The sequence below is a fragment of the Janthinobacterium sp. GW823-FHT01H08 genome, from assembly GCF_058797855.1.
Map to the genome: position 1 here is coordinate 2,830,602 of NZ_CM179504.1, position 22,040 is coordinate 2,852,641.

General features: G+C 63.3%; 26 protein-coding genes. 8 read left to right on the plus strand and 18 right to left on the minus strand.

Going from position 1 to position 22,040, the window contains the following annotated elements; translation table 11 throughout:
* The gene (gene flgB, locus AC3RCG_RS12730; protein ID WP_034758109.1) at positions 1 to 363 is read right to left on the minus strand and encodes a flagellar basal body rod protein FlgB; all 363 of its coding nucleotides are present in this window, start codon (positions 361 to 363) and stop codon (positions 1 to 3) included.
* A gap of 281 nt (positions 364 to 644) precedes the next feature.
* On the opposite strand from flgB, the gene flgA reads away from it, so the two are divergent.
* Positions 645 to 1,265 carry a flagellar basal body P-ring formation chaperone FlgA gene (gene flgA, locus AC3RCG_RS12735; protein WP_227742151.1) on the plus strand — a complete coding sequence of 207 codons (621 nt, stop codon included), beginning with the start codon at positions 645 to 647 and terminating at the stop codon, positions 1,263 to 1,265.
* 7 nt (positions 1,266 to 1,272) lie between these two features.
* On the opposite strand, the gene AC3RCG_RS12740 is transcribed toward flgA, so the two are convergent.
* From AC3RCG_RS12740 to fliE, 17 genes are all read right to left on the minus strand, one after another.
* Positions 1,273 to 2,025: a glycoside hydrolase family 73 protein gene (locus AC3RCG_RS12740; protein ID WP_070219908.1), complete on the minus strand. Its 753-nt coding sequence runs from the start codon at positions 2,023 to 2,025 to the stop codon at positions 1,273 to 1,275.
* On the minus strand, positions 2,012 to 2,452 hold the full coding sequence (flgN, locus tag AC3RCG_RS12745; protein ID WP_083287147.1) for a flagellar export chaperone FlgN: 441 nt from the start codon (positions 2,450 to 2,452) through the stop codon (positions 2,012 to 2,014). Before flgN ends, AC3RCG_RS12740 begins: the two co-directional genes overlap by 14 nt.
* Positions 2,449 to 2,739 (minus strand): flagellar biosynthesis anti-sigma factor FlgM, encoded by a 291-nt coding sequence (gene flgM, locus AC3RCG_RS12750; RefSeq protein ID WP_034757812.1) that lies wholly within the window; start codon positions 2,737 to 2,739, stop codon positions 2,449 to 2,451. The genes flgN and flgM overlap by 4 nt, the downstream gene beginning before the upstream one ends.
* 16 nt (positions 2,740 to 2,755) lie before the next feature.
* Positions 2,756 to 3,817 (minus strand): flagellar motor protein MotB, encoded by a 1,062-nt coding sequence (locus tag AC3RCG_RS12755; RefSeq protein WP_070219910.1) that lies wholly within the window; start codon positions 3,815 to 3,817, stop codon positions 2,756 to 2,758.
* The gene (motA, locus tag AC3RCG_RS12760; RefSeq protein WP_034757817.1) at positions 3,744 to 4,658 is read right to left on the minus strand and encodes a flagellar motor stator protein MotA; all 915 of its coding nucleotides are present in this window, start codon (positions 4,656 to 4,658) and stop codon (positions 3,744 to 3,746) included. Before motA ends, AC3RCG_RS12755 begins: the two co-directional genes overlap by 74 nt.
* Positions 4,659 to 4,714: 56 nt before the next feature.
* Entirely contained in the window at positions 4,715 to 5,458 is a 744-nt protein-coding gene (locus tag AC3RCG_RS12765; RefSeq protein ID WP_046684903.1) for a FliA/WhiG family RNA polymerase sigma factor, read from the minus strand.
* Positions 5,459 to 5,491: 33 nt separating this feature from the next.
* Positions 5,492 to 5,956 (minus strand): flagellar basal body-associated FliL family protein, encoded by a 465-nt coding sequence (locus AC3RCG_RS12770; protein ID WP_306798497.1) that lies wholly within the window; start codon positions 5,954 to 5,956, stop codon positions 5,492 to 5,494.
* 11 nt (positions 5,957 to 5,967) lie between these two features.
* Positions 5,968 to 7,131, minus strand: coding sequence for a flagellar hook-length control protein FliK (locus tag AC3RCG_RS12775; protein ID WP_492404779.1), 1,164 nt, complete (start codon positions 7,129 to 7,131; stop codon positions 5,968 to 5,970).
* The gene (locus AC3RCG_RS12780) at positions 7,128 to 7,406 is read right to left on the minus strand and encodes a hypothetical protein (protein ID WP_227742152.1); all 279 of its coding nucleotides are present in this window, start codon (positions 7,404 to 7,406) and stop codon (positions 7,128 to 7,130) included. The genes AC3RCG_RS12775 and AC3RCG_RS12780 overlap by 4 nt, the downstream gene beginning before the upstream one ends.
* A 31-nt stretch (positions 7,407 to 7,437) precedes the next feature.
* Entirely contained in the window at positions 7,438 to 7,827 is a 390-nt protein-coding gene (fliS, locus tag AC3RCG_RS12785; protein ID WP_070219791.1) for a flagellar export chaperone FliS, read from the minus strand.
* 51 nt (positions 7,828 to 7,878) lie between these two features.
* A complete protein-coding gene (gene fliD, locus AC3RCG_RS12790; protein ID WP_492404782.1) occupies positions 7,879 to 9,306 on the minus strand; it encodes a flagellar filament capping protein FliD in 1,428 nt (475 codons plus the stop codon).
* A gap of 89 nt (positions 9,307 to 9,395) precedes the next feature.
* Positions 9,396 to 9,833, minus strand: a complete 438-nt coding sequence (locus AC3RCG_RS12795) for a flagellar export protein FliJ (protein WP_070289072.1) — start codon at positions 9,831 to 9,833, stop codon at positions 9,396 to 9,398.
* A gap of 8 nt (positions 9,834 to 9,841) precedes the next feature.
* On the minus strand, positions 9,842 to 11,152 hold the full coding sequence (fliI, locus tag AC3RCG_RS12800; protein WP_070219797.1) for a flagellar protein export ATPase FliI: 1,311 nt from the start codon (positions 11,150 to 11,152) through the stop codon (positions 9,842 to 9,844).
* Positions 11,149 to 11,838 (minus strand): flagellar assembly protein FliH, encoded by a 690-nt coding sequence (gene fliH / locus AC3RCG_RS12805; protein WP_070219799.1) that lies wholly within the window; start codon positions 11,836 to 11,838, stop codon positions 11,149 to 11,151. The genes fliI and fliH overlap by 4 nt, the downstream gene beginning before the upstream one ends.
* The gene (locus AC3RCG_RS12810; protein WP_070289073.1) at positions 11,835 to 12,875 is read right to left on the minus strand and encodes a flagellar motor switch protein FliG; all 1,041 of its coding nucleotides are present in this window, start codon (positions 12,873 to 12,875) and stop codon (positions 11,835 to 11,837) included. The genes fliH and AC3RCG_RS12810 overlap by 4 nt, the downstream gene beginning before the upstream one ends.
* Positions 12,853 to 14,589 carry a flagellar basal-body MS-ring/collar protein FliF gene (fliF, locus tag AC3RCG_RS12815; protein ID WP_492404785.1) on the minus strand — a complete coding sequence of 579 codons (1,737 nt, stop codon included), beginning with the start codon at positions 14,587 to 14,589 and terminating at the stop codon, positions 12,853 to 12,855. Before fliF ends, AC3RCG_RS12810 begins: the two co-directional genes overlap by 23 nt.
* A 60-nt stretch (positions 14,590 to 14,649) precedes the next feature.
* Positions 14,650 to 14,988, minus strand: coding sequence for a flagellar hook-basal body complex protein FliE (gene fliE, locus AC3RCG_RS12820; RefSeq protein WP_034787870.1), 339 nt, complete (start codon positions 14,986 to 14,988; stop codon positions 14,650 to 14,652).
* A gap of 550 nt (positions 14,989 to 15,538) precedes the next feature.
* Between fliE and AC3RCG_RS12825 the strand changes: the two genes are divergently transcribed.
* From AC3RCG_RS12825 to AC3RCG_RS12855, 7 genes are all read left to right on the plus strand, one after another.
* Complete coding sequence (locus AC3RCG_RS12825) at positions 15,539 to 16,417, plus strand: FliM/FliN family flagellar motor switch protein (RefSeq protein ID WP_180279164.1); 879 nt, start codon at positions 15,539 to 15,541, stop codon at positions 16,415 to 16,417.
* Between the two features lies 1 nt (position 16,418).
* Positions 16,419 to 16,784, plus strand: a complete 366-nt coding sequence (locus tag AC3RCG_RS12830; RefSeq protein WP_070220030.1) for a FliM/FliN family flagellar motor switch protein — start codon at positions 16,419 to 16,421, stop codon at positions 16,782 to 16,784.
* On the plus strand, positions 16,781 to 17,551 hold the full coding sequence (fliP, locus tag AC3RCG_RS12835) for a flagellar type III secretion system pore protein FliP (protein WP_070289077.1): 771 nt from the start codon (positions 16,781 to 16,783) through the stop codon (positions 17,549 to 17,551). Before AC3RCG_RS12830 ends, fliP begins: the two co-directional genes overlap by 4 nt.
* A 3-nt stretch (positions 17,552 to 17,554) precedes the next feature.
* The gene (locus AC3RCG_RS12840; protein WP_034757874.1) at positions 17,555 to 17,827 is read left to right on the plus strand and encodes a flagellar biosynthetic protein FliQ; all 273 of its coding nucleotides are present in this window, start codon (positions 17,555 to 17,557) and stop codon (positions 17,825 to 17,827) included.
* An 11-nt stretch (positions 17,828 to 17,838) separates the two neighbouring features.
* Positions 17,839 to 18,636: a flagellar biosynthetic protein FliR gene (locus tag AC3RCG_RS12845; protein ID WP_086137689.1), complete on the plus strand. Its 798-nt coding sequence runs from the start codon at positions 17,839 to 17,841 to the stop codon at positions 18,634 to 18,636.
* Positions 18,637 to 18,773: 137 nt separating this feature from the next.
* Positions 18,774 to 19,913, plus strand: coding sequence for an EscU/YscU/HrcU family type III secretion system export apparatus switch protein (locus tag AC3RCG_RS12850; RefSeq protein ID WP_070289078.1), 1,140 nt, complete (start codon positions 18,774 to 18,776; stop codon positions 19,911 to 19,913).
* Positions 19,910 to 21,997, plus strand: coding sequence for a flagellar biosynthesis protein FlhA (locus tag AC3RCG_RS12855; protein WP_070220038.1), 2,088 nt, complete (start codon positions 19,910 to 19,912; stop codon positions 21,995 to 21,997). Before AC3RCG_RS12850 ends, AC3RCG_RS12855 begins: the two co-directional genes overlap by 4 nt.
* Positions 21,998 to 22,040 lie beyond the last annotated feature (43 nt).

Below are 22,040 nucleotides of genomic sequence, written 5' to 3' on the forward strand. Positions count from 1 at the left end.
TTATTGTCCGGAAATGGCCTTGGACAGACCCTTCAGTTTCATGTTGACGAAAGTGAGGCTGGTCTGGAAGTCGGTGGCATTCTGCGAGAACGCCGCCTGCTCGACGCCAATTTCGACGGTATTGCCGTCGCGGCTGGGGTGGTAGGGTACGCGGTACAGGGCACTGGCATCGTCATCGGTCGACAGCAGGCCGGCCTCGTTATCCTGCAATTGTTGCAGGGCGCTGCCGAAATCCATGTCCATGGCCTGGAAGCCGGGCGTGTTTTCATTGGCGATGTTGGCCGCCAGCACGCGTGTACGGTCGGCACGCAGTGCGAGTGCATCGGCATGCACGCCCAGCGCATCCTTGAAATTAATCCCCATGGTCATCCTTTGTGTTGAATTCGATCGTGCTTTTTGCGGTTTGGTCCAGAAAATAAGTGGTGCAGAGGTAAAATCCCAGCCAAGTCATGTTGACGCATGGTAAGGTCATGCCGCTTCAGTATCTTTGATTAAGGTTAGCAATGATTTACTTTGAGAACTATTCCGTGATGTGGAACAAGGCGCAATGTCGTCACATACTGCTGCCAAGCCTATTTTTACTGACCAGCCTATATAGTAGTGCAGGTCGCGCAGAATTGCCAGCCGACAATATATTTTCACGTGTGGAACAGCTAGCTCGCGAGCAATTGACACAGCAGGCGGCCACGGCGGGACTGCTGGAACCCCAGTTTCAGGTGACCGTCGTGAAAAGCACGCGCCCCATGCCGGCGTGCGCCGCGCCCGTTGCGCTGGAAACGGCGGACAGCCGCTCGGCGCAGCGCATGCGCTTTGTCGCAGTGTGTCCTGGAAGCAACGGATGGCGTTACGAAATGCTGGCGCGCGGCAGCATCACGGCGCAAGTGGCCGTCACCAGCGCCCCCGTCACGGCCAATACGCCGTTGCAATCGGGTGACGTGGTGCTGGCGCGGCGCGACGTGACGATGGTGCCGGACAGTATTTCTGCCTTGCCTGGCGCGATTGGCCTGTCGAGCCGGCGCAGCTTGCGTGCCGGCGAAGTGCTGCGCCAGGGACAGCTGGCCTCGCCCGTGCTGATCAAGCGGGGCAGTGCGGTCAACATCGTGGCGCGCAAGGAGCAGGTGGAAGTGAGCATGGCCGGCGAGGCGATGGATCCGGGCGCGCTTGGCGAGCTGATCCGCGTGCGCAACGCCACCAGCGGCACGGTGATACGCGCCAGGGTGGTCGATGCGGGCGTGGTGGAGCCGGCCGAACTTCCCGGCCGTTAAAGGGAACTTACTCGGCGGCGGCCGTGCGCTGCAGACGTGTCGCCAGCTGGGTCAGCTTGGCGGCATAGTTGGGGTCGGTGGCATAGCCGCCGCGCGCCAAACCCTGCGCGAAGGCGCCCGCGTCGGCGCCCGTGTTGAGGGCGGCGCGGTAGCGTGGATTGTCGAGCAGCACTTGCGCATAGTCGCGGAAGGCGCTGGCCTGGTCCGGGTAGCTGCGGAAGCGCTCGGTTTTCTTCAGCGCCGTGCCGCTGCCGGCCTCGTATTCGGTCGTCAGGTTGCTGGCCACGTCGCCCTGCCATTTGCCGCCGGCCTTGATGCCGAACAGATTATTGGTGTCCGCGCCCGTGCCCTGGCGCAGCGGACGCTGGCCCCAGCCCGATTCCAGCGCCGCGTGGGCGGCGACGATTTCCGGCGCCACGCCCAGGCGCGCGCCCGTTTCTTCCGTCCATGGCTTGATCGAGGCGAGGAATTGCTGCTGCGTTTCGCCGATCTCGCCGCCCTGGCTGATGGCGCCCAGCACATTGACGGGCTGGCTTTGCTCCAGGTAGGCGCGTCCTTGCGGGCTCAGGTTGGTGGCGTTGCCGCCGCCCTGTTCGATGAAGCGGGCCACTTCGCCCTGTACTTGCCGGAACACGCTGCCAAAGCCGCCGCTGGAGGCCGTGGATTCGGTGGCGCGCATATTGCTCTGCACGGCATGGGTCGCCGCCGTCGATGGCGTCGCCGCCGTGGCGCGGGTGGTCAGGAAATCAGCCTGGCGCATACGTATCTTCCTCGCCATGCAGCACGCGCTGCATGATGCTGTACTGCTCTGTTAATAAATCGCTGTTGCGGGCATTCAGGCGCTTGCATTCGAGCACCATCTGCTCGAGCGCGGCCCAGTCGCGCTGGGCGGTGGCACGCGCGTCTTCTTGTAACAGCGCAAACAATTGGGGCATGTCGCCTTGCGGGCCCAGCAGGGCGGTGACGAGACTGACACGCTGGCGGCGGCGTGCGTCGAGTGGCTCGACGGCGGCGACGACCTGGTCGGCCAGCGCCGTCAGCCGGGTGCTCTGGTGGTGCAAGGTGGCCTGAAATTGCTCTTCCAATAAGGTTTGCAGCGCGGCATAGCCGGCGCGGTCATCCGTCATGCCTTGCAGCACGCGGCGCACGGCTTCCTGGCGCGTGATGCCCTTGCGCGGCGCGGTCACGATTCGCCGCCGTGGAAACGCTGGATCAGGCCCGCCAGTTTCGATGGATCGAACGGCAACTCGCCCTTGGCCAGCGCATCGCGCAGCATGGCCACTCTTTCATGGTCGATCTCGGGCATGGCGCGCAGGGCGGCCATGGCCGGCTGCAGCACGGCCGATTGCAGTTCCGCCCCGGCCGACGAGCCGCCCATGGCGCCGGCGGCGCCCGCGTTTTCGGCGATCGCCTCGGCCGGCGCGACGGCGCTGCTGCGCACGGCAGCACCGGTGTTGCCGGAGGAGATTTTCATACGTTGTCCCTTGCCCTTAATTTGCATGCTCTTCCCGATCTTTCTTTGCGGGCAGGCCCAGTTTTTCGCGCAGGCGTTGCAGGGTTCCGGAGTCCGGTTCACCCACCTGCAGCTCGTCGCCTTGCGGCTTTTGTCCGGCCATGCCGAACATGGCGGCGATGCTGTCGGCCTGGCCACGCGTCAATATTAACAGTTCGATGCGGCGATTGATGCCGGCGCTGGCATTTTTCACGTCCAGCGGCGCGCGGTCGGCCATGCCGACCACTTGCAGCACGCTGTCCGGACTCATGCTGCCGATCAGCAATTGCGCGCGCGCCGACATGGCGCGGTTGGCCGACAGGGTCCAGTTCGAGAAGCCTTCATAGCCGGTATTGGCGTATTGCATCGAGTCCGTATGGCCGACGATCAGCATCTGGTTCTCCATTTGCGCAAACACGGGCCCCATCTGGCGCAGCAGCTTGCGGAAACGGTCGGTCGGCACGGCGCTGCCGCGCACGAACATGCCTTGCTTGTCCGTATCGTGCAGCATGACGCGCAAGCCGTATGGCGTGATCACCGATTGCAGGTTGCTCTTCAGTCCCGCCTCGTCGCTGAGCTTGTCGAGCGCGCGCGACAGGGACAGCAAATCTTCCGGCGACTGGTAGCTGACCTTGGTCTGGTTTTGCGGCGCCGCGCCAGCCTTGCCGTCCTGCGTTTGCTTGCCTTCCGTGCGCGTGTCGCCGGTGCCCTTGCGGGGCATGGGGAAGCGCTCGATCAGGCTGCCGCGCGGGCCGCCTTTCTGTTCCGGCATGACGCCCTGGCCTTCGCCCTGGCGGCTGCCTGCCGACGCGTCCATCATGATTTCCTTCATCGCCTGCTGCTCGCGCGCGGCCATCAGCCACAGCACGAGGAACAGCGACAGCAGGGCCAGGCAAAAGTCGGCGAACGCTACTTTCCAGGCGCCGCCATGGCCATCGTCGTCATGCTTGCGGCCGGCACGCTTGATGATGGCCTGTTCATGTTTCTCATGCGGCTTTAGCACGGCGGCCTCCCCGGCCTTGGCCTTGCTCTTGTTCGGCGCCGCCATCTTCCAGCGCATTGATCCAGCTTTCCAGCTGGGCGAAGCTCGGTTTGATGTTCAGCTGCACCAGGCGGCGGCCCGCATCGATGGCCAGCAGCGGCGGTTTGCCCGCCACGTGCGTGACCAGCACGACCTTCACGCATTCCATGGTCGAGCCTTCCTCGCCCACCAGCTGTTTCATCATGTTGCACATCGGATCGAGCACGCCGTAGCAAAAGAAGATGCCGATGAAGGTACCGACCATGGCGGCGCCCACTTTTTCCGAAATTTCCGCCGCGTCCGCGCCGTCGGCCACGGAATTCATGGCCATCACGATGCCGAGCACGGCGGCCAGAATACCGAAGCCGGGCATGGCTTCGGCGATCTTGTGCAGGGACTTCGACGGCTGCAGCAATTCGTCGTGGATGGCTTCGAGTTCCTGCTCCAGCACGCCTTCGAGTTCATGCGCGTTGATCTTGCCCATCGCCATCAAACGGAAGTTGTCGACGATAAAGGCCAGCAGCTTCGGCTCTTCCAGCACCAGCGGATAGCGCTGGAACAGGGCGCTTTCGCGCGGCGCCTCGACGTGGGCGTCCAGCGCCTTCAGGCCGCCGGCGGCCGTTTGCAGCAGTTCATACATCAGCAGCAGCAACTGGCGCTGGAATTCCGAGCCTTGCTTCTTGTGCGTGACGATCTTGCGCATCTGGTGCAGCATTTCACCGAGTACATGCTTCGGGTTGCCCAGCACCAGGGCGCCGACGGCGGCGCCGATGATGATGATCAACTCGACCGGTTGCCAGATCGCGTGGACGGTGCCGCCCATCAGGGCGAAGCCTCCGAATACACACCCCATCACGATTAAGATACCGATAATTACCATGTCAACTGCCTTTCTGCGTCATTGTGCTGCGTCAATTTGATGGATAGTGCTGAAACTTATGCGTCTTGCAGCATGGCTTTCATCTTGCCCAGCGCCGTCTTGTTGAGCTGGCAGACGCGGGCGTCGCTCAGGTCCAGTACGGCGGCTATTTCCTTGTAGCTCAGTTCGAATTCGTAATACATCTGGATCACGCGCTGCTCGCGTTCGTCGAGCGCGCGCAGCGCCTGCTCCAGGCTGCGCCGCACCATCAATTGCTCTTCCGGGCTCGGTGCGCTGTCGGCCTGTCCCAGGCTTTCCTGCAGCACTTCATCGAAACTGGCGATCAGCTCGGCGTTTTCCGCCAACTGGTATTCCTGGAAAGCTTCGGGCGTCAGCTTCAGCGCCGCCATGATTTCCGCGTCCAGCGGCTCGCGTCCGAGGCGGCGGGTCAGGGCGCGCACGCTGTCGCGCAGACGGTGGCTTTCCTGGCGCACGGCGCGCGGGCGCCAGTCCTGGCGTCGCAGTTCATCGAGGATGGCGCCACGGATGCGCAGGCTGGCATAGCTGCCGAAAGACTGGTCCGGCACGCCGTAGCGGCGCAAGGCTTCGAGCAGGCCCATCAGGCCGATCTGTTCCATGTCGTCGCGGTCGATGGCGCCCGACACCTGCGAATTGAGCTGGCGCACGATGCGTTTCACCAAAGGGGAGTACGCCACCAGATGTTGTTGCTCTTCAGCAACGCTGAGCACGGCCGCGCAAGCGCTGGCGGCCGCATATTCGCCGGCGCCATACGCTTCCTGGTATTGCTCTACATAGGCCAAGGGATCTCCCACTAGGTCGGCTGGCGTGTTGGCTTATTCAATGATCAGCTTGCCGACCATGACTTCGGTGAACGGTTTTTCCATCTGTTCACGCTCGTAGCTGACATTGAAGGCTTTGTTGATCTGCTCGGCATATTGTTCCACGGTCATGGTCTGCGCCTTGTCCAGCGGAAAACTCGACAGGGTGCTGACGGCGATCGAGCGCATCAGCGGCAAGTGATCCTTGGTCAGCTTTTCCTTTTCCTCGGTGGTGGCGATCACCAGGTCGGCCGACAGATAATGCGTTTCGCCTTCGCCGGGGCCGCGGCGCAACATCACGATGACTTTGTCCAGCGTGAGGAACTTGCGCGCCTTCTTGCCCGTGGCGGGCGGTGGCGGAGCTTTCGCTTCGGCAACATCGGCATGGCCGGCGACCGGCTTGGCCAAATACCAGATGGCGCCGCCAGCGGCGCCGGCAGCCAGCACGGCCACGCCGACAAAGCCGGCTATCAGTTTCATTTTCATATTCATCAGGCGGTCTCTCGCTCGTGGCTGGCGTATGTGGTAGCGGCGGTGCTGCCGTCGGACAGGGCGCGTCCCGGCTCGGCGTCGTCCTGCTGGCGGCCCGGCTGACGCTGGCCGCGCGCATCGCCATCGGCGAACGCCTGGGCAGCGGGGCTGCGCGGGGTGGCGCTGATATTGACGGCCACGTCGGTGTACTGGCGCTGCGCCAGGTCGCTGCGCATGTTCTCGCCGATGCCTTGCAACTGGCGCAATACTTCCGAATTCGACGCCGTGACGTTCACCTGCAGCGCGCCGGCCGTATGGCGGATGGAAATTTCAATGCGTCCCAGCATGGGCGGCTCGAGGCGGATCGTCGCGTGTTCGCTGTTGCGCCCGATCTGCGTCTGCAGGCGTTCGCCCAGCGCTTCGCGCAGCGGTTCCTGCCATTGCTGGGCTGGGCCGTTGAGCTTGATGGTGTCGCCGGCCGGGGCCGCTGTGGCCGTATTGCCGACCGCGCCCGTCAGGCCCAGGTTGGGCGTGGCCGGTGCCGGGGTCGCGGCGCCACGTTCGCCTTCGCGCGCGGCAACGGCAGGCGCGGCGACGGCGGTCGCCGGAGCGCTTTGCTGCAGCAGCGATTCGAACGGCTGTGCCGGCGCGCCGCCCTTGGCGACCGTCGCCGGGTTGGCGGCGGCCAGCGGCTCGCGCGTGTCGCGGCCTGGCGCTGGCGCCGTTGCCGGCGCGTTCAGGGTGACCGCCGACGGATGCAGGCTGATGTTGAGTGCCGGATTGGCTTGCGCCGCATTCGCCTGCACCTGTGTCTGCGCTTGTGTCTGTACTTGCGCCTGGGCGGCGGCACGCGCCTCGGCTGCGGCCGCGTCCGTTGGCGGCAGCATGGTCACCGGCAAGCCGATAACGGGGGCGGCCATGGCCGGCAGGCTGCTGTCGGCCTGGCTGTCGCTGTCGCTCTCCTTCGCGGGAGCGGGCGTGTCGGCGTCGGCCGTTTCCACGCCCGTCACGTCAAGCACCTGCGCAAACAGGGGCAGGGCGGAGGGCACGGCGCCAGTAGCGGCATAGCCTGGTGTGCCGGGCAAGGCGGCGGCCTGTGACGGCGCTGCCGCCGGTGCTGGTGCAGACGCCGCAGGGGTCGCCGGTGCCGGAGCGGCCGGCGCCGTGTTGAAGTTCATGATCATGCTTGATTCCCGTCCGAGTCGTATTCGCCGAGCGCGGCGTAGGCGACCCAACCTTCCTTATTTGCCTGTAATGCACCCAGGTGTTGACCCAGGCGTTCTTTTTCCTCAGAGCAAATTTTAACCGCTTGCGCGTGATTTTTGCGCAATTGCAACAATTCTGTTTGTTCCAGCGCACTCCATGCGCCCCGTTCGGCCAGCAAGGGGATGTTTTTCGCCAGGCTGGCGGACAGTTTTCCCATTGCTTCCCAATCCGCTTGCGCGATGGCGGCGCTCAATTGCCGGTTCAGCTGTTGCAGGATGCCGCGCCTAGGCATTGTTGGCCTGGACGCCCACCCAGCCGCGCTTGATGGTGGTCATCAGGGTCGTCACCTCGTCGATCAGGGTCGGGTCGAGCTTGATGCCGGCCGTGTACAGGCGCGCCACGCAATAGTCGTACAGGCGGGCCAGGTTGACGACCACTTCGCCGCCATTGTCGAAATCGAGCGAGCTCGACAGACCGTTGATGATCTGCGTGCATTTATCCAGGCTGATGGCCTTTTGCTCGTAGCGCTTGCCTACGATATGCCCGCGCGCGCGCGCCAGTTCTTCCAGCAGGCCGTCCGTCAGCACCAGTACCAGCTCGACCGGTGTGGCGCGGGCGGTCTGGGCATCCAGGTTGACGGCATGGTAGTTGCCGTAAGCTTCATTGTTTAACATGTCTTATTTCTCACTGTCTAAACTTGCGGCGGCGCGGCAGGCACGCTCGCCTTAGGATTTGTCGTTGCCAAACATGGCGTCGAACATGTCGACCGTCTTGTACATCTGTTCCTGCATGACTTGCAGGCGCGTATATTGATCCAGGAAACGCTTGTAGGCCGTGTTGTACTGGCTCGTCAGCAGGTCGGTGCTTTTGCTCAGCGACTTCTGCAAGCTGGTATTCGCATCGAGACGCTGCACCAGCTGGCCCTTGGTGATATTGCTCCATTGGCCCAACGCCTTGTCCAGGCCGCCTAACACGCCCGATGGGGCCGACAGGCTGTTGTTGCCGAACAACTTGTCCAGGTCGCCAGGGTTCGATGCCAGCTTGGCGGTCAGCTTGGCCGTATTCAGGCTCAGCGTGCCGTCGCGGTTGGCGGTCACGCCGTAGGAGACCAGCGAGACGCCGCCGACGCTCTGGCGCAGCAGATTGTTCAAATTGCTGCGCAGGGCGTTCAGGCCGGAATCGTGGGCAAAGATGCCGGCCGCGACGTTCTTGTCCGGGTCGCCGGAACTGGCCAGGCCGTCCAGCACGCTTTTCAGCTTGTTGTAGGCATCGACGAATGCCTGCACATTGGTTGCCGTGCCGCCGCTGTCGGTTGCCACCGTGACCGTCACGGGCGCGTCGCCCGTGTTCATGGTCTTGGTGAAGGTCATTTTCACGCCCGTCACGTTGGTAAAGGTATTCGACGCCTGCGTGATTTGCGTGCCGGTGTCCTTTGCGCCCAGCCAGACGATCGCGTCCTGCGCCTTGACGACTTCCTTGATGTTGGTGGCCGCGTCCGTCACCAGGGCCTTGGTCAGCGCGGTATTCGTCACGCTCGACGCGTCCAGCGTGACGGCGTTTTCCTTGCCCGTCAGGTTCGATGTCAATACCAGCTGCGCCTGGTTGCCGATGGTGACGATGGAAGCCGTCACGCGCGAGTTGTTCTTGCTGTTGCCATTGATGGCGGCGGCGATTTCCTGCGGCGTCAGGTTGCCGTCGGCATCCTTGTCGGCGGCGCTCAGGTCGATGTCAAAGCTGTTGTCTGCGGTGACGGGGGCCAGCGGATCGCCGATCCGCACGGCTAGCGTGCCGCTGCCGGCGGCGGGGCTGCTGGCGAGGCCGCTGTACGAAGTCTGGCTGGCTGTGGCCAGTTGCTGCACGAAAAAGGAATAGCTGCCGGCAACTGCCGTGGCATCGGCCGTGCCGCTGCCATAGGCGGTATTGCTGAAGGTGGCGGACTGGCTCAGCAGCGACTTGCTGCTGCTGCTCATGGTCGTCATCGTACTTTGGAAGGCGCTCATGGCCAGCTTCAGGTTGTTCAGCGCCGCGGCCGTGGTGTTGGCCAGTGCGGTTTGCTTAGTCAATTTGTCCTGCTGCGCCGCGACCGACTTGGTAGCCAGGTTTTTTGCAGTGACGAGCGGATCGTATTGCGGTGCAGTAATTACGTTTGCCATGCCAGACTCCTGAATAAAGGGATATACCGGTACAAGGCGACCCCCATTCCCGTTTTGTGAAGTTTTCCTGAAAGAAACTTACACCAACCTCATTTTACCTGTCCGCGGAACCAGAATTGCGTCGCCAGCTCGTCTTGCCGCTTGGCATCGACACGTTGTTGCTCATTTGCAACATGTTTTTGTTTTTGCGTCAGCACCTGGTCCAGCACTTCGCGCTTGGCCCAGGCCGTATTGAGCGCGCGTTGCGAAACGGCCATGTTGGCTTCGTGCAAATGCAGGTCGGTACGGTGCTGGTCGGCCATCTGCATGACGGCTTGCTTGAAGTTGCCGCAGTTGACGGACAGGGCCAGGGGCAGGGCGCCGCTGGGGCCGCTATCCGTGTACAGGCCCGTCAGGCGCTCCAGGTTTTTCTGGTAGCGCTCGCGCACGGCCGTCTGCGCCGCCATTTCGCCTTGCAGGCGTTCGACTTCGGTGCTGCGCAGGCCGACCAGGGTGGTCAGGTTGCGGATGGTATGCGCGTCGCTCACGTATGCTCCTAGGCCATGATCTGTTCAAGTTGTTCGATGCACGGCCCCATCGGCGCCTCTTCCTTGGTGCCTTGGCACAGGAAGGCTTCGATGGGCGCGTGCAACTGCACGGCGCGGTCGGTGATCGGGTCGGCGCCGGGCACGTAGGCGCCCAGCGGGATCAGGTCGCGCACGCGCGCATGGCGCGCCATCGACGCTTTCAGCGCGCGCGCCGCCTGCATGTGGGGGGGCGTGATCACCTGCGCCATGCAGCGGCTGATCGAGGCGGCGATATCGATGGCGGGGTAGTGGCCCCGCTCGGCCAGTTCGCGCGTGAGCACGATGTGGCCGTCGAGAATCGCGCGCGCCGTATCGACCACGGGGTCCTGCTGGTCGTCGCCTTCGGCCAGCACCGTGTAGATGGCGCTCATGCTGCCTTCCGGGTGGGCGCCGTTGCCGGCGCTTTCCACCAGTTGCGGCAGGTTCGAAAACACGGACGGCGGGTAGCCGCGCGTCGCCGGCGGTTCGCCCAGGGCCAGCGCCACTTCGCGCAAGGCCATCGCATAGCGCGTGAGCGAATCGACCAGCAGCAGCACGTGCTTGCCCTGGTCGCGGTAATGGGCGGCGATCGAATGGCACAGTTCGGTGGCCATGATGCGCATCAAGGGCGATTCGTCGGCCGGCGCGATCACCAGCACGGCTTTTTTCAAGCCTTCGGCGCCCAGCGATTTTTCCACGAATTCGCGCACTTCGCGGCCCCGCTCGCCGATCAGGCCGACGACGACGACATCGGCCACGGTCTGGCGCGTGATCAGGCCCAGCAGCACGCTCTTGCCCACGCCGGAGCCGGCCATCAGGCCCACGCGCTGGCCCTTGCCCAGGGTCAGCATGCTGTTAATCGCCCGCACGCCCACGTCCAGCGGTTCGACCACCGGTTGTTTCTTCAGGGGATTGATCTTCGGCGGCGTCACTTCCAGGATGTGTTCGCCGCCGAGGCGGCCCAGGTCGTCGATCGGCTCGCCCAGGCCATTGACCATGCGGCCCAGCCACGACGGGCCGATCTGCAGGCTGGCCTTGTCGGGCAGGGGCAGGACTCTGGCGCCCGTGGTCAGGCCCGTCGCCTTCTTGAACGGCATTAAATACGACAGTTTTTCGCGGAAGCCGACGACTTGCGCATCGAGCCATTCGCCATTGACTGTTTCAATTTGACAACGCTGGCCCGTGTGCAGGCGGCAGCCGGCGCTTTCCAGCAGCAGGCCGGAGGCGCCGACCAGGCGGCCGGTGGGGGTCGCGACCGGGATGTCGCCGATCTCGAAGCTGCGCAGCGTGTCGGCGATCATGCAGGCGCGCCGTGGTCTGCGTGTTCGGCGGCCAGCGCCAGGTGGCTGCTGACCTGCTCCATGCAGGCCGACAGGCGCTGATGGCAGCCCGCATCGACTTCATTGTCGCCGGCCTTGATGCGGCATTCGCCCGCGTCGAGGCGCGCGTCGGCGATCAGGTTCCAGCGCTTGGCGCGCTTCGGATCGAGTTCGCTGATGCGTTTGAGTTCTTCCGGATTGAGGAAGACGTCGATTTCCTCGCGCGTGGGCGGCATCGAGGCCAGGGTCTCGTCGACCAGGGCCAGCAATTGCACCGGCTGCAGCGCCAGTTCCGCGCGGATCACCTGGCGCGCCACCTTGGCCACCAGGTCGACCACTTCCTTGCGCTGCGCTTCGCGATAATCGGCGCGCACTTTCTTCAGGTCGCGCAGGATGGCATCGACGGGGCGCGCCAGGCGGTCCAGCGCCACCAGCGTTTCATTGCGGCCTTCTTCGCGGCCCTGCGCCATGCCGTCGCTGCGCCCGGCGTCGTAGCCATCCTGCTGGCCTTGCACCAGGCCCACTTCGTAGCCGTCGCGCTGGCCCTGCTCGAAACCTTCCGAGACGGACGCCTGCCACTGGCCATCCGTGTCCTCGTTGGAGGCACGCTGGCCGGCGGCGATGAATTGCGACAGCGGCGGGAAACGATACGAGCGGAAGTGTTTCATTCGATCACCGCTTCGGCAAACAGTTGCACTTCGATCTCGCCCGCATCGGCGAGGCCCTTGACGGTGGCCATGATTTCCTGGCGCGTCTGTTCGATGCGCGACAGGGGCACGGGGCCGGAGCGGCGCATCATGTCTTCGAAACTCTGCGCCTGGCGGCGCGGCATGGTTTTCAGCACGGCGTCGCGGATCGACGGTTCCGCGCCCTTCAGTGCAATCGCCCACTGTTCCATCGGCACGTCTTCCAGGATGCGCGTGAGCGTGACATCGCTCTGTGTGGCCAGGATCAGGAAGTCGTACATGCTCAGTTCGATTTCCGATACGACGTCCGGGTCGTGCGCGCGCAGCAGTTCGACCAGCGCGGCGCGGTTGCCCGGCATGCGGTTGAGAATCTCGGCCGCCTGGCGGATGCCTTCGACGCTGGTGCTTTGCGTGTCGAGCGCGCCCAGGCAGCGGCCCACCAGTTCGTCGAGCTCGACCAGCAGGTCGCGGTCGATCTCGTCCAGGCGCGCCAGGTTCAGCAAGACCAGGTCGCGGCCTTCGGCGGGCAGGGCGTCGAGGATCTGGCCGGCCAGCGCGGGCGGCAGGAAGGCCAGGAACACGGCTTGCATCTGCACGTGCTCGTTGACGATGTATTCGGCCAGCCATTTTGGCGAGGCCCATTGCAGGCGCGCCATTTTGGGACGGATGGCGTCGCCGTAAATGTTGTTGAGCACGCTATTTGCGATATCGCTGCCCAGCGCCATGTCCAGCGAGCGCTTCAGGTAGCTGCGCGAGGCGCCGTGCACGCCGCTTTGCTGGCGGTAGTCGTCGAAGAAGGTCTGCATGGCCGTTTTCACGGATTCGACCTTGATGCCGCTCATGCGCGACATCACTTGCGTGACTTCCAGCAATTCTTCGCGCGACAGGCAGCGCAGCACATTGGCGGCCTGTTCTTCGCCGATGCTCAGCAGCACGATGGCGGCCTGTTCCACTGGGTTCAGGCTGGCGCTTTCGTATTCGGCGCCGTCGGAGGGATTACTGTTGTTGAGTTCGGCCATTTTTCTGCATCCATTGTTTGACGACTTCGGCGACACGCTCGGGTTCTTTTTCCGCCAGCACTTTCAGGTGGTCGACCATCACGTCGACCGCCGAGCCTGGTGGCGGCAAGTCATAATTTTCCAGCAGCGGCACGACCGGCATGGCGTTGCCGGCGGCGGCCTCGCCCTCGAGCGCCAGCGGGCTGCCATTCACGCCCAAGGCCGGCGCGCTGGCGGCGGTCACGCCATTGGCGCCGGCGGCGGCGTTGCTGCCGCCCAGCGCCAGGGCCGGATCGAGCTGTTTCAGTGCCGGCGGCGCCAGGCGCGTGGTCAGCAGGCGCAGCAGCGGACGCAGAATCAGGAAGTAGCCGAGCACGGCGCCCAGGGCGTACAGCAGCCAGCTGCTGAAATCGACGACGGTGTCGCGCTCTTCCCACCACTGCGCCACGGGCGGCTTGGCAGGGAAGGGCAGCGCCGTCAGGCTCAGGCTGTCGCCGCGCTGGGCGTTGATGCCCAGGCCGCTGTTGAGCATTTTTTCGATATTGCCCAGTTCGGCTGGTGTCCAGCCCGTTTTCGGGTTCGGTGCGGCGGCGCTGTTGAGGACGACGGCGACGCTGAGTTTTTCCAGGCGGCCACGGCTGCGCTTGATTTGCGTGATGCTGCGGTCATACGCGTACTGGCGCGTGGTGGCGTTCTTGCGGGCCGTGCCGTCGTCGGACGGCTTCGGCGCGCCATCGGCGGGCGCGGCGCCGGCGGCGTCGGCCGGTGCCGGCACGGCGGCCGCTGGCGGACGGTTCGACAGGCTGCCGGGAATGCCGGCCACGGTGCGGTTGCGTTCCTGCTCTTCGCGCATCGCTTCGCTCGTCACTTTCGGCGCTTCGCCGTATTTTTCCAGCGTTTCGTCCACGCGGTCGTTGTTCACGGCGGCCGTCACGCTGAGCTTGAAGTTGTCTTCGCCGATGACGGGACCGAGCAAGCCCGTGACGTTGCGGCGGATTTCATCCTGAAAGCGTTTCGCGCCTTCATTGCCGGCGGCCGACGCATCGAAACCGTCCGTCAGGTCGACGTGCGAGGACAGCAGGTTGCCGCCCTGGTCGACCAGGCTCACGCGCGTGGGCGCCAGGCTGGCGACGCTGCCGGCCACCATGTTGATGACGGCGGCGATCTGTTCCGGCGCCAGGGTGCGGCCCGGTTTCAGCGCCACGACGATGGAAGCCGACGATTTGTCGCCGTCGCTGGCGACGAACGACGTCGACTTGGCAATCGACAGATGGACGCGCGCCGAAGCGATCGCGTCCATCGTCATGATGCTTTGCGCCAGCTCGCCTTCCAGGCCGCGGCGGAAGCGCACGTCCTGCACGAATTGCGATACGCCCAGCGGGTCATTCTTGTCCATCAGTTCCAGGCCGGCCGGCAGCTGCGCCGTCACGCCCTTCGAGGCGAGCAGCATGCGTACCTTGCCCAGCATGGCGTCGGGCACCAGCACCTGGCCGCTGTCCGGATGCAAACGGTAGGGGATGTGTTCGGCGTCCAGGGTGGCCATCATGTCCGTCACGGCCACTTTTTCGCGCGCGCCAAACACCGGCTTGTAGTTGGCCTGGTCGCGCCAGGCATACATGGTCACCATGGCGGTGATGCCGATGGCCAGCACGACGATGGGAACCAGGTTTTTCAGCAGGGCGGGCGGGATGGCGGGCTGGGCGCCAGGGCGCCAGCGCGCAAATGCGGACTTCATGGTGGTAATCACTTGGGGTAACTTTCGCTGGGAGGCTGGGCGTGGATCAGGACGTGAAGATTACAGAGGCAGTTTGATGAGTTCGTCGACCGCGCCCATGACCTTGTTGCGCACTTGCATCAACATGGAAAAGGACAGGCTCGCTTCCTGGCTGGCCAGCATGGCGCCGACCATGTCGTCGCTCTTGCCGCTGTCGACGTCGCTCATTTTTTGTGCAGCCATGCGGTCATCGCCGTTGACCTTGCCGATGGCGTCTTTCATGCTTTGCGCAAACGAGAAGCCGGATTGTTCCGGTGCGCCGAACTGGGCGGCCGGCGCGATGCTGGCGCCCAGGGCGCGCGCGTCATTGCTCAGTGCTGCCAGATCGGCCTTGATCAGACCTGCGAGTTCGTTGCTCATCTTGCCCTCTACTTTCAATATGCGGTGACGTATCAATCAGAAATTACTGGTGTTGCCATTCCGGCAGGCATTACATCCAATGCCATCTTGCCCGGCCCAATTGACAGGGCCCATCAGTTTTATCAGTTGCCACACCATCCGCTCAAGCAGATTCAACAAACCCGGCAGAACCGCGCCGAATGATTTACATGGCCATGATAACTAATAATTATCTGATAAAAGTTTCTTCTGGTGGCAATAAGAGGGGCTGGAAACTGCCATAAAAACCGGAATCAGGTAAGCGGAATGGCGCACTGCAAATCACTTTTTTCTCGCTATAAGCTTACCTCGAGGCAACTATAAAGTAAAGAGAGGATTGCCTCAAGGAATATTGATACATGGCAATATTTTGCTTTTTCATGTATTGTTCAGCACCGTAGTCATCCAGCATGCGATACGATGCGCAATCGTTTGCTCGCCGGCCGGTTGGCAAGGCCAAGATGATGCTGTATTTAATTTCGGGCGATCCGTATAATTTGTTCTGCCACCGCAATACCGACATGACCACTACATGACAATCATTACCAAGACAGATCAAACTGCGCGCCATCAAGTCCTCGATTCCTGTCTGCTTGGACGTCCTGTCCATTTGCTGCATGTATTCGGCGCCCAGCTGCGCGACGACCTGGCCGTGGCCCTGCGCCAGCCGATGAGCCGGCGCTACTGGGGCAATTTCCAGATCGATGCCGTGACCTTGTCGCGCGTGGAGAGCGAGGACAGCGCGAATCGCTGGCTGAGTTTTTCCACGCCGGCCGGTCAGCCGGGCTTTGCGCTCGAACGGCAGATCCTCTTGAGCGTGCTGAACTATCGCTACGGTAGTGCCGGCGCCAAGGGCGCGCTGCCCGATCCGGCGCAAGTGCGCGTGACGGCCACGGAAGAGCGCCTCGCTGTGGTGCTGGGACAACAGTTGGTGAACAGTTTGTTCACGCGCATCCACAAGAATCTGCAAACCCTGGGCAAGAGCAGCGACATCGACACCAGTGCCGAGGTGGCCGTGCAGTCCGGCGTGCACCCGGCGCGCGGCAGCTGGATCGTCACCGTGTCGCTCAGCGACGTCGAGGCGGGGCAGAGCGGCCAGTTCTGGTTCTCGCTGGACAAGCGCCTGATGGCCGATGTGTTGCGCGGCCTGCTGCCCGAACGCGCGCAAGCGAAGAAAGCCTTGCGCGGCAGCGTGCGCCCGCTCGCGTCGCGCCTGCAAGTGACCCTGGAAGGCCGGCTCGTCAGCAAGCAGATGCAGCTGGGCGCCTTGTTCGACCTGCGCGTGGGCGACGTGATTCCCGTCAGTCTGAGCCGTACTGACGTCATGCTGGACGACTCCCGTTTATTTACAGCGGCTGTTTCCGAACACAAGGGCAAGCTCTGTTTAACCTCATTTGAAGATGTCGAATAATATGAATATGACCGATACCAACCAGAGCGAAACCCTGCTGGAAGACCTGGGCGATGACATGATCATCGACCAGGGCGACGTTGCCGACGTGGCCAGCACCCGCGCGCGCCGCGACATTCCGCAGATGATGCGCAAGATTCCCGTCACCCTGACCCTGGAAGTGGGCTCGGCCCGCATTTCACTGGAAGAGTTGATGGCCATCGGCCCGGAAAGCGTGATCGAACTCGACATGCTGGCCGGCGAACCGCTGGTGATCAAGGTCAATGGCACGCCGATCGGCCGTGCCGAAGTGGTGGTGGCCGGCGAGAACTATGGCCTGAAAGTCATCGACCTCGACGGCCTCAATCTCGACCTGATGACAGCATGAAGCTGGCGGTACCCGGCTTGAGCCGGCGCCGCGGCGCGCTGGCTGCCGCGCTGGCTGTCCCTGTTCTGATGCTGTGCTGCAGCGCCGCCGGCGCGCAGGACCTGCTCGCCGGCGTGGTGCCGGGCGCGAAGACCGACTTGTCGGTGAAGATGCAGATCCTCGTCGTCATGACCCTGCTCGGGCTGCTGCCCGTGATGGTCATGATGATGACCAGCTTTACCCGCTTCGTCATCGTGCTGTCCCTGCTGCGCCAGGCCCTGGGCCTGCAGCAGGGCTTGCCCAACCGTATCGTCACCGGCATCGCCCTGATTCTCACCTTGCTGGTCATGCGTCCCATCGGCGACCAGATATGGAAGGACGCGTTCGTGCCTTACGACCGCGACCAGATCGGCATGCAGGAAGCCCTGAAGATCGCCGAAGTGCCGATTTCGCGCTTCATGCTGGCGCAGACGAGCAAGGCCGCGCTGGCGCAGATTGCGCACCTGGCCGGCGAACCGTCGACCATGCGCCCGCAAGACCACAGTTTCACGGTCAAGCTGGCCGCGTTCGTGTTGTCCGAACTCAAGACAGCGTTCCAGATCGGCTGCATGCTGTTCATCCCCTTCCTCATCATCGACCTGGTGGTGGCGTCCGTGCTGATGGCCATGGGCATGATGATGCTCTCGCCGCTCGTCATCTCGCTGCCGTTCAAGCTGCTGCTGTTCGTGCTGGTCGACGGCTGGACGCTGACCGTCAACACCTTAGTTACCAGCATACAGGGCTATTGACCGATGTTTACCCCTGAAGTCGCCGTCGACCTGATCATCGAAGCGCTGCATGTCGTCATGCTGCTGGTGGTGATTCTGGTCGTGCCGGGTTTGCTCATGGGCTTGCTGGTCGCGCTGGTGCAGGCGGCCACCTCGATCAATGAACAGACCATGAGTTTCCTGCCGCGCCTGCTGGTCACCCTGCTGGCCCTGATCCTGGCCGGACGCTGGATGGCCGGTTACCTGATGGATTATTGCGTGTCCATTTTTCAGCGCGCCGCCACCCTGGTCGGATAGCGCCGCGCGCCATGGATCAGATTTTCAATCAGGTGCTGCCGTTTCTGCTGGCCGTGTGGTGGCCGTTCTGCCGCATCCTGGCCATGCTCAGCGCTTCGCCCGTCATCGGCGACGCCATGGTGCCCGTCCCCGTGCGGGTGCTGCTGTCGCTGGTGCTGGCGATCCTGATGCTGCCCGTGATGCAGGCCTCGGGCGTGTCGCAGGACTTGCTGAAGATCGATCCGTTTTCCCTGCACGCCCTCGTCGCCACCCTGGAGCAGGCCGTCATCGGCTTCGTCCTGGGCCTGGCCTTCCACTTCGCCATGTCCGTCATGTCGGTGCTCGGTTACCTCGTGTCGAGCCAGGTGGGTTTTTCCATGGCCGTCATGAACGATCCGCTCAACGGCACCTCGTCGGACGTGATCACGGGGATGCTCACCATCATGTGCATGATCGTGTTTTTCGCCATCGACGGCCACCTCGTGCTGACGGGCGTGATCGGCGCCAGTTTCAAGGCCTGGCCCGTGGGGCAGGGCTACGGGCCGCTGCTGCTGCAGACGGTGGCGTATAACGTGGCGTGGATTTTCGCCGCCGCCATGCTGCTGGCCTTGCCCATCGTCTTTTCCACCATGGTGGTGCAACTGGGCTTTGGCTTCCTGAACCGCGTGGCGCCGTCGCTGAACCTGTTTTCGCTGGGCTTTTCCATGATCACCATGTTCGGCCTGCTGATGCTGGGACAGATCGTGCGCTTTATCCCGGAGCACTACATCGCCATGACGAACCGCGTGCTCGACATGATCGCCGAACAGATGCGGGTGGCCCATGGATAGCGCACGTGCCAACAAGCTGCTGCGCAGTCCACTTCCGGGCATCCGTTGCTCGCTGTACCTCCGTACAGCTGCGCTACTCAACCCGGCATTGAACTTGCTCGCTACGCTTGTAGGGCACGTGCGGAAAGGTGTGACGCATGGCGGATAGCAGCACGGGCGACAAGACAGAAAAGGCGTCAGCACAGAAGCTGAAGAAATCGCGCCAGGAAGGGCAGGTGGTGCGTTCGCGCGACCTGTCGACGGCGCTGGGCATTCTGATCAGCATGAAGGTCTTCATTTACCTGCTGCCCGGCTATCTGGTGAGCTTTCGCGAGCTGTTCGCCATGGCCTTCATGCCGCTCGACAGCAAGGGCGCGCTGGACAATGCCATGTCGATGGCGTTTACCACGTCCGTGGGCTTGCTGATCAAGATGATCGTGCCGCTGTTCTGCGTGCCCTTGTTTGTTGTGCTCGGCTCATTGGTCCCTGGCGGCTGGGTCATCAGCACGAAGAACTGGATGCCGAAGATGGAGCGCCTGAGCCCGGCCAAGAACCTGGGCCGCCTGGTGTCGCCCAAGCATGGCTTTGAATTCGGCTTGTCGATCGCCAAGGCCGCCGTGCTGGGCATGGTGCTCGTGCACGTGAGCCGCTCCAGCCTGACGCAGTACGTGGACTTGCAACACCGGCCCCTGCAGCAAGCCATGCTCGACGGCTCAGCGCTGATGCTCGACGGCCTGATGGCGCTCATTTCCGTCTTCGTCCTGTTTGCCATCATCGACGTGCCGGCGCAGGCGTTTTTCTTTGCCCGCAACCAGCGCATGAGCAAGCAGGACGTCAAGGAAGAACATAAAAGCAGCGAAGGGCGGCCCGAAGTGCGCCAGCGCATCCGCCAGCTGCAGCAGCAGATCGGCCGGCGCAGCGTGCGCAAGACCGTGCCCGACGCCGACGTGGTGATCGTCAATCCCGAGCATTACGCCGTCGCGCTCAAGTATGACCAGGACCGCGCCGAGGCGCCGTTTGTCGTTGCCAAGGGCGTCGACGAGATGGCGCTGTATATCCGGCAAGTGGCGAAGGAACACAACATCGAAACGCTGGAGTTGCCGCCGCTGGCGCGCGCCATCTACAACACCAGCCAGGTGCAGCAGCAGATTCCCGTGCAGCTGTACCAGGCCGTGTCGCAGGTGCTCAACTACATCCTGCAGCTGAAAGCATTCCGTACTGGGCAGCGCGCCGCCCAGCCCCCATTTCCCACCGAGGTGGTCGTGCCATCTCATTTGAGCGAGGTAGTACCTTCATGAATTTCCTGAACCGGTTGGTTGCCGAAATGCGCCGCCACAAGTTCGCCACGCCGCTGTTCCTGCTGGTGATCCTGGCGATGATCATCCTGCCGCTGCCGCCCGTGCTGCTCGATATCCTGTTCACTTTCAATATCGTGCTGGCACTGATCGTCATCCTCGTCAGCGTATCGGCCAAGCGGCCGCTCGACTTCTCCGTCTTCCCGACGGTGATTCTGGCCACCACCATGCTCAGGCTCACCCTGAACGTGGCGTCCACGCGCGTGGTGCTGCTGCACGGCCATACGGGCGCGGATGCGGCCGGTAAGGTGATCGAGGCGTTTGGTAACGTGGTCATCGGCGGTAACTTCGTCGTCGGTATCGTGGTCTTCGTGATTTTGATGATCATCAACTTCGCCGTCGTTACCAAGGGCGCCGAGCGCATCTCGGAAGTGTCCGCGCGCTTCACCCTCGATGCCTTGCCGGGCAAGCAGATGGCGATCGACGCCGACCTGAACGCCGGCCTGATCAATCAGGAAAAAGCCCAGATCCGCCGCAAGGACGTGGCCGCCGAAGCCGACTTCTATGGCGCCATGGATGGCGCATCGAAGTTCGTGCGCGGCGACGCCGTCGCCAGTATCTTGATTTTGATCATCAATATGGTCGGCGGCGTGGCCATCGGCTCGCTGATGCACGACCTGTCGTTCGGCGACGCTTTCCGCCAGTACGCACTGCTGACCATCGGCGATGGCCTGGTGGCGCAGATTCCGGCGCTGCTGCTGTCGGCCGCGGCCGCCATCCTGGTGACCCGCATCAGCGATTCGGGCGATTTCGAGCAGCAAGTGGCGGGCCAGGTGCTGACCTCGCCAACGGTGATCTACAGCGCGGCCGGCATGATGGTGGCGCTGGCCCTGATCCCGGGCATGCCGTGGTTCATGTTCATGACCTTTGCCGCCGTGCTGGCTTTTGTGGCCTGGCGTTTGACCAAGCGCGTGAAGGGGCCCGACGCGGCCGGCATGGCGGCCATCGAGGCGGCCTTGCGCGACGACAAGCCCGCCGAACTGGAGTGGCAGCAACTGCCCGCCGTTCAGCCGCTGATGGTGATGCTCGGCTACAAGCTGGTCGGCATGGTGGATAAAACGCAAGGCGAACCGTTGACCAAGCGCGTCAAGGGCGTGCGCCAGAGCCTGTCCGAAGCGATGGGCTTGCTGCTGCCGAATATCGGCGTGCGCGACGATCTGGCCCTGAAGCCGTCGCAGTACGCGATCGTGCTGTCGGGCACCGTGGTGGCGCAGGCGGAAGTGCAGGCCGACCGGCTGATGGCGATTCCGTCGCCGAACGTGTATGGCCAGCTGGACGGCATTCCCGGCATCGAACCGGCCTACGGCATGCCCGTCACGTGGATCGAGCCGAGTGAAAAGGCGCATGCGCTGGGCCTCGGCTACCAGGTCATCGAGGCGCCCAGCGTGATTGCCACGCACTTGTCGAAAATGGTGCGCGAATACCTGCCGGAACTGTTCCGCCACGAAGACGTGTCGAACCTGATGGAGCGCCTGACGGCCCTGTCGCCGAAGCTGGCCGGCGCGCTGGACAAGGCGCTGACGCACACGCAGATGCTGCGCGTGTTCCGTGTCTTATTGGCGGAAAATGTGTCCCTGAAGGATATCGTGCCCATCGCCACCACCTTGCTCGACAGTTCGGAAACGACCAAGGACCCGATCCTGCTGGCGGCCGAGGTGCGTTGCGCGCTGCGGCGCCAGATCGTCAGCGGCCTGTTCGGCCAGAAGATGGAAATGCAGGCGTTTAATCTGGGCGGCGAACTGGAAAACATGCTGCTCGGTTCCTTGAACCAGGCGCGCCAGTCGGGCAAGGTGACGCTCGATAACTATCCGATCGACCCGCATCTGCTGTCGCAGCTGCAAGTGAACATGCCGGTGGCGCGCGAGCAGATGAAGCAGCAGGCCACGCCGCCGCTGCTGCTGGTGCTGCCGCAGATCCGTCCGCTGCTGGCCCGCTACGCGCGCCTGTTCGCGCCGGGCCTGCACGTGCTGTCATACAATGAAATTCCGGAAAACCGCGAAGTGAGCATCATCGGCACGGTGGGCTAGTACGGTGAATTGAAAGAAAAACGGCGCCGCGGGCGCCGTTTTT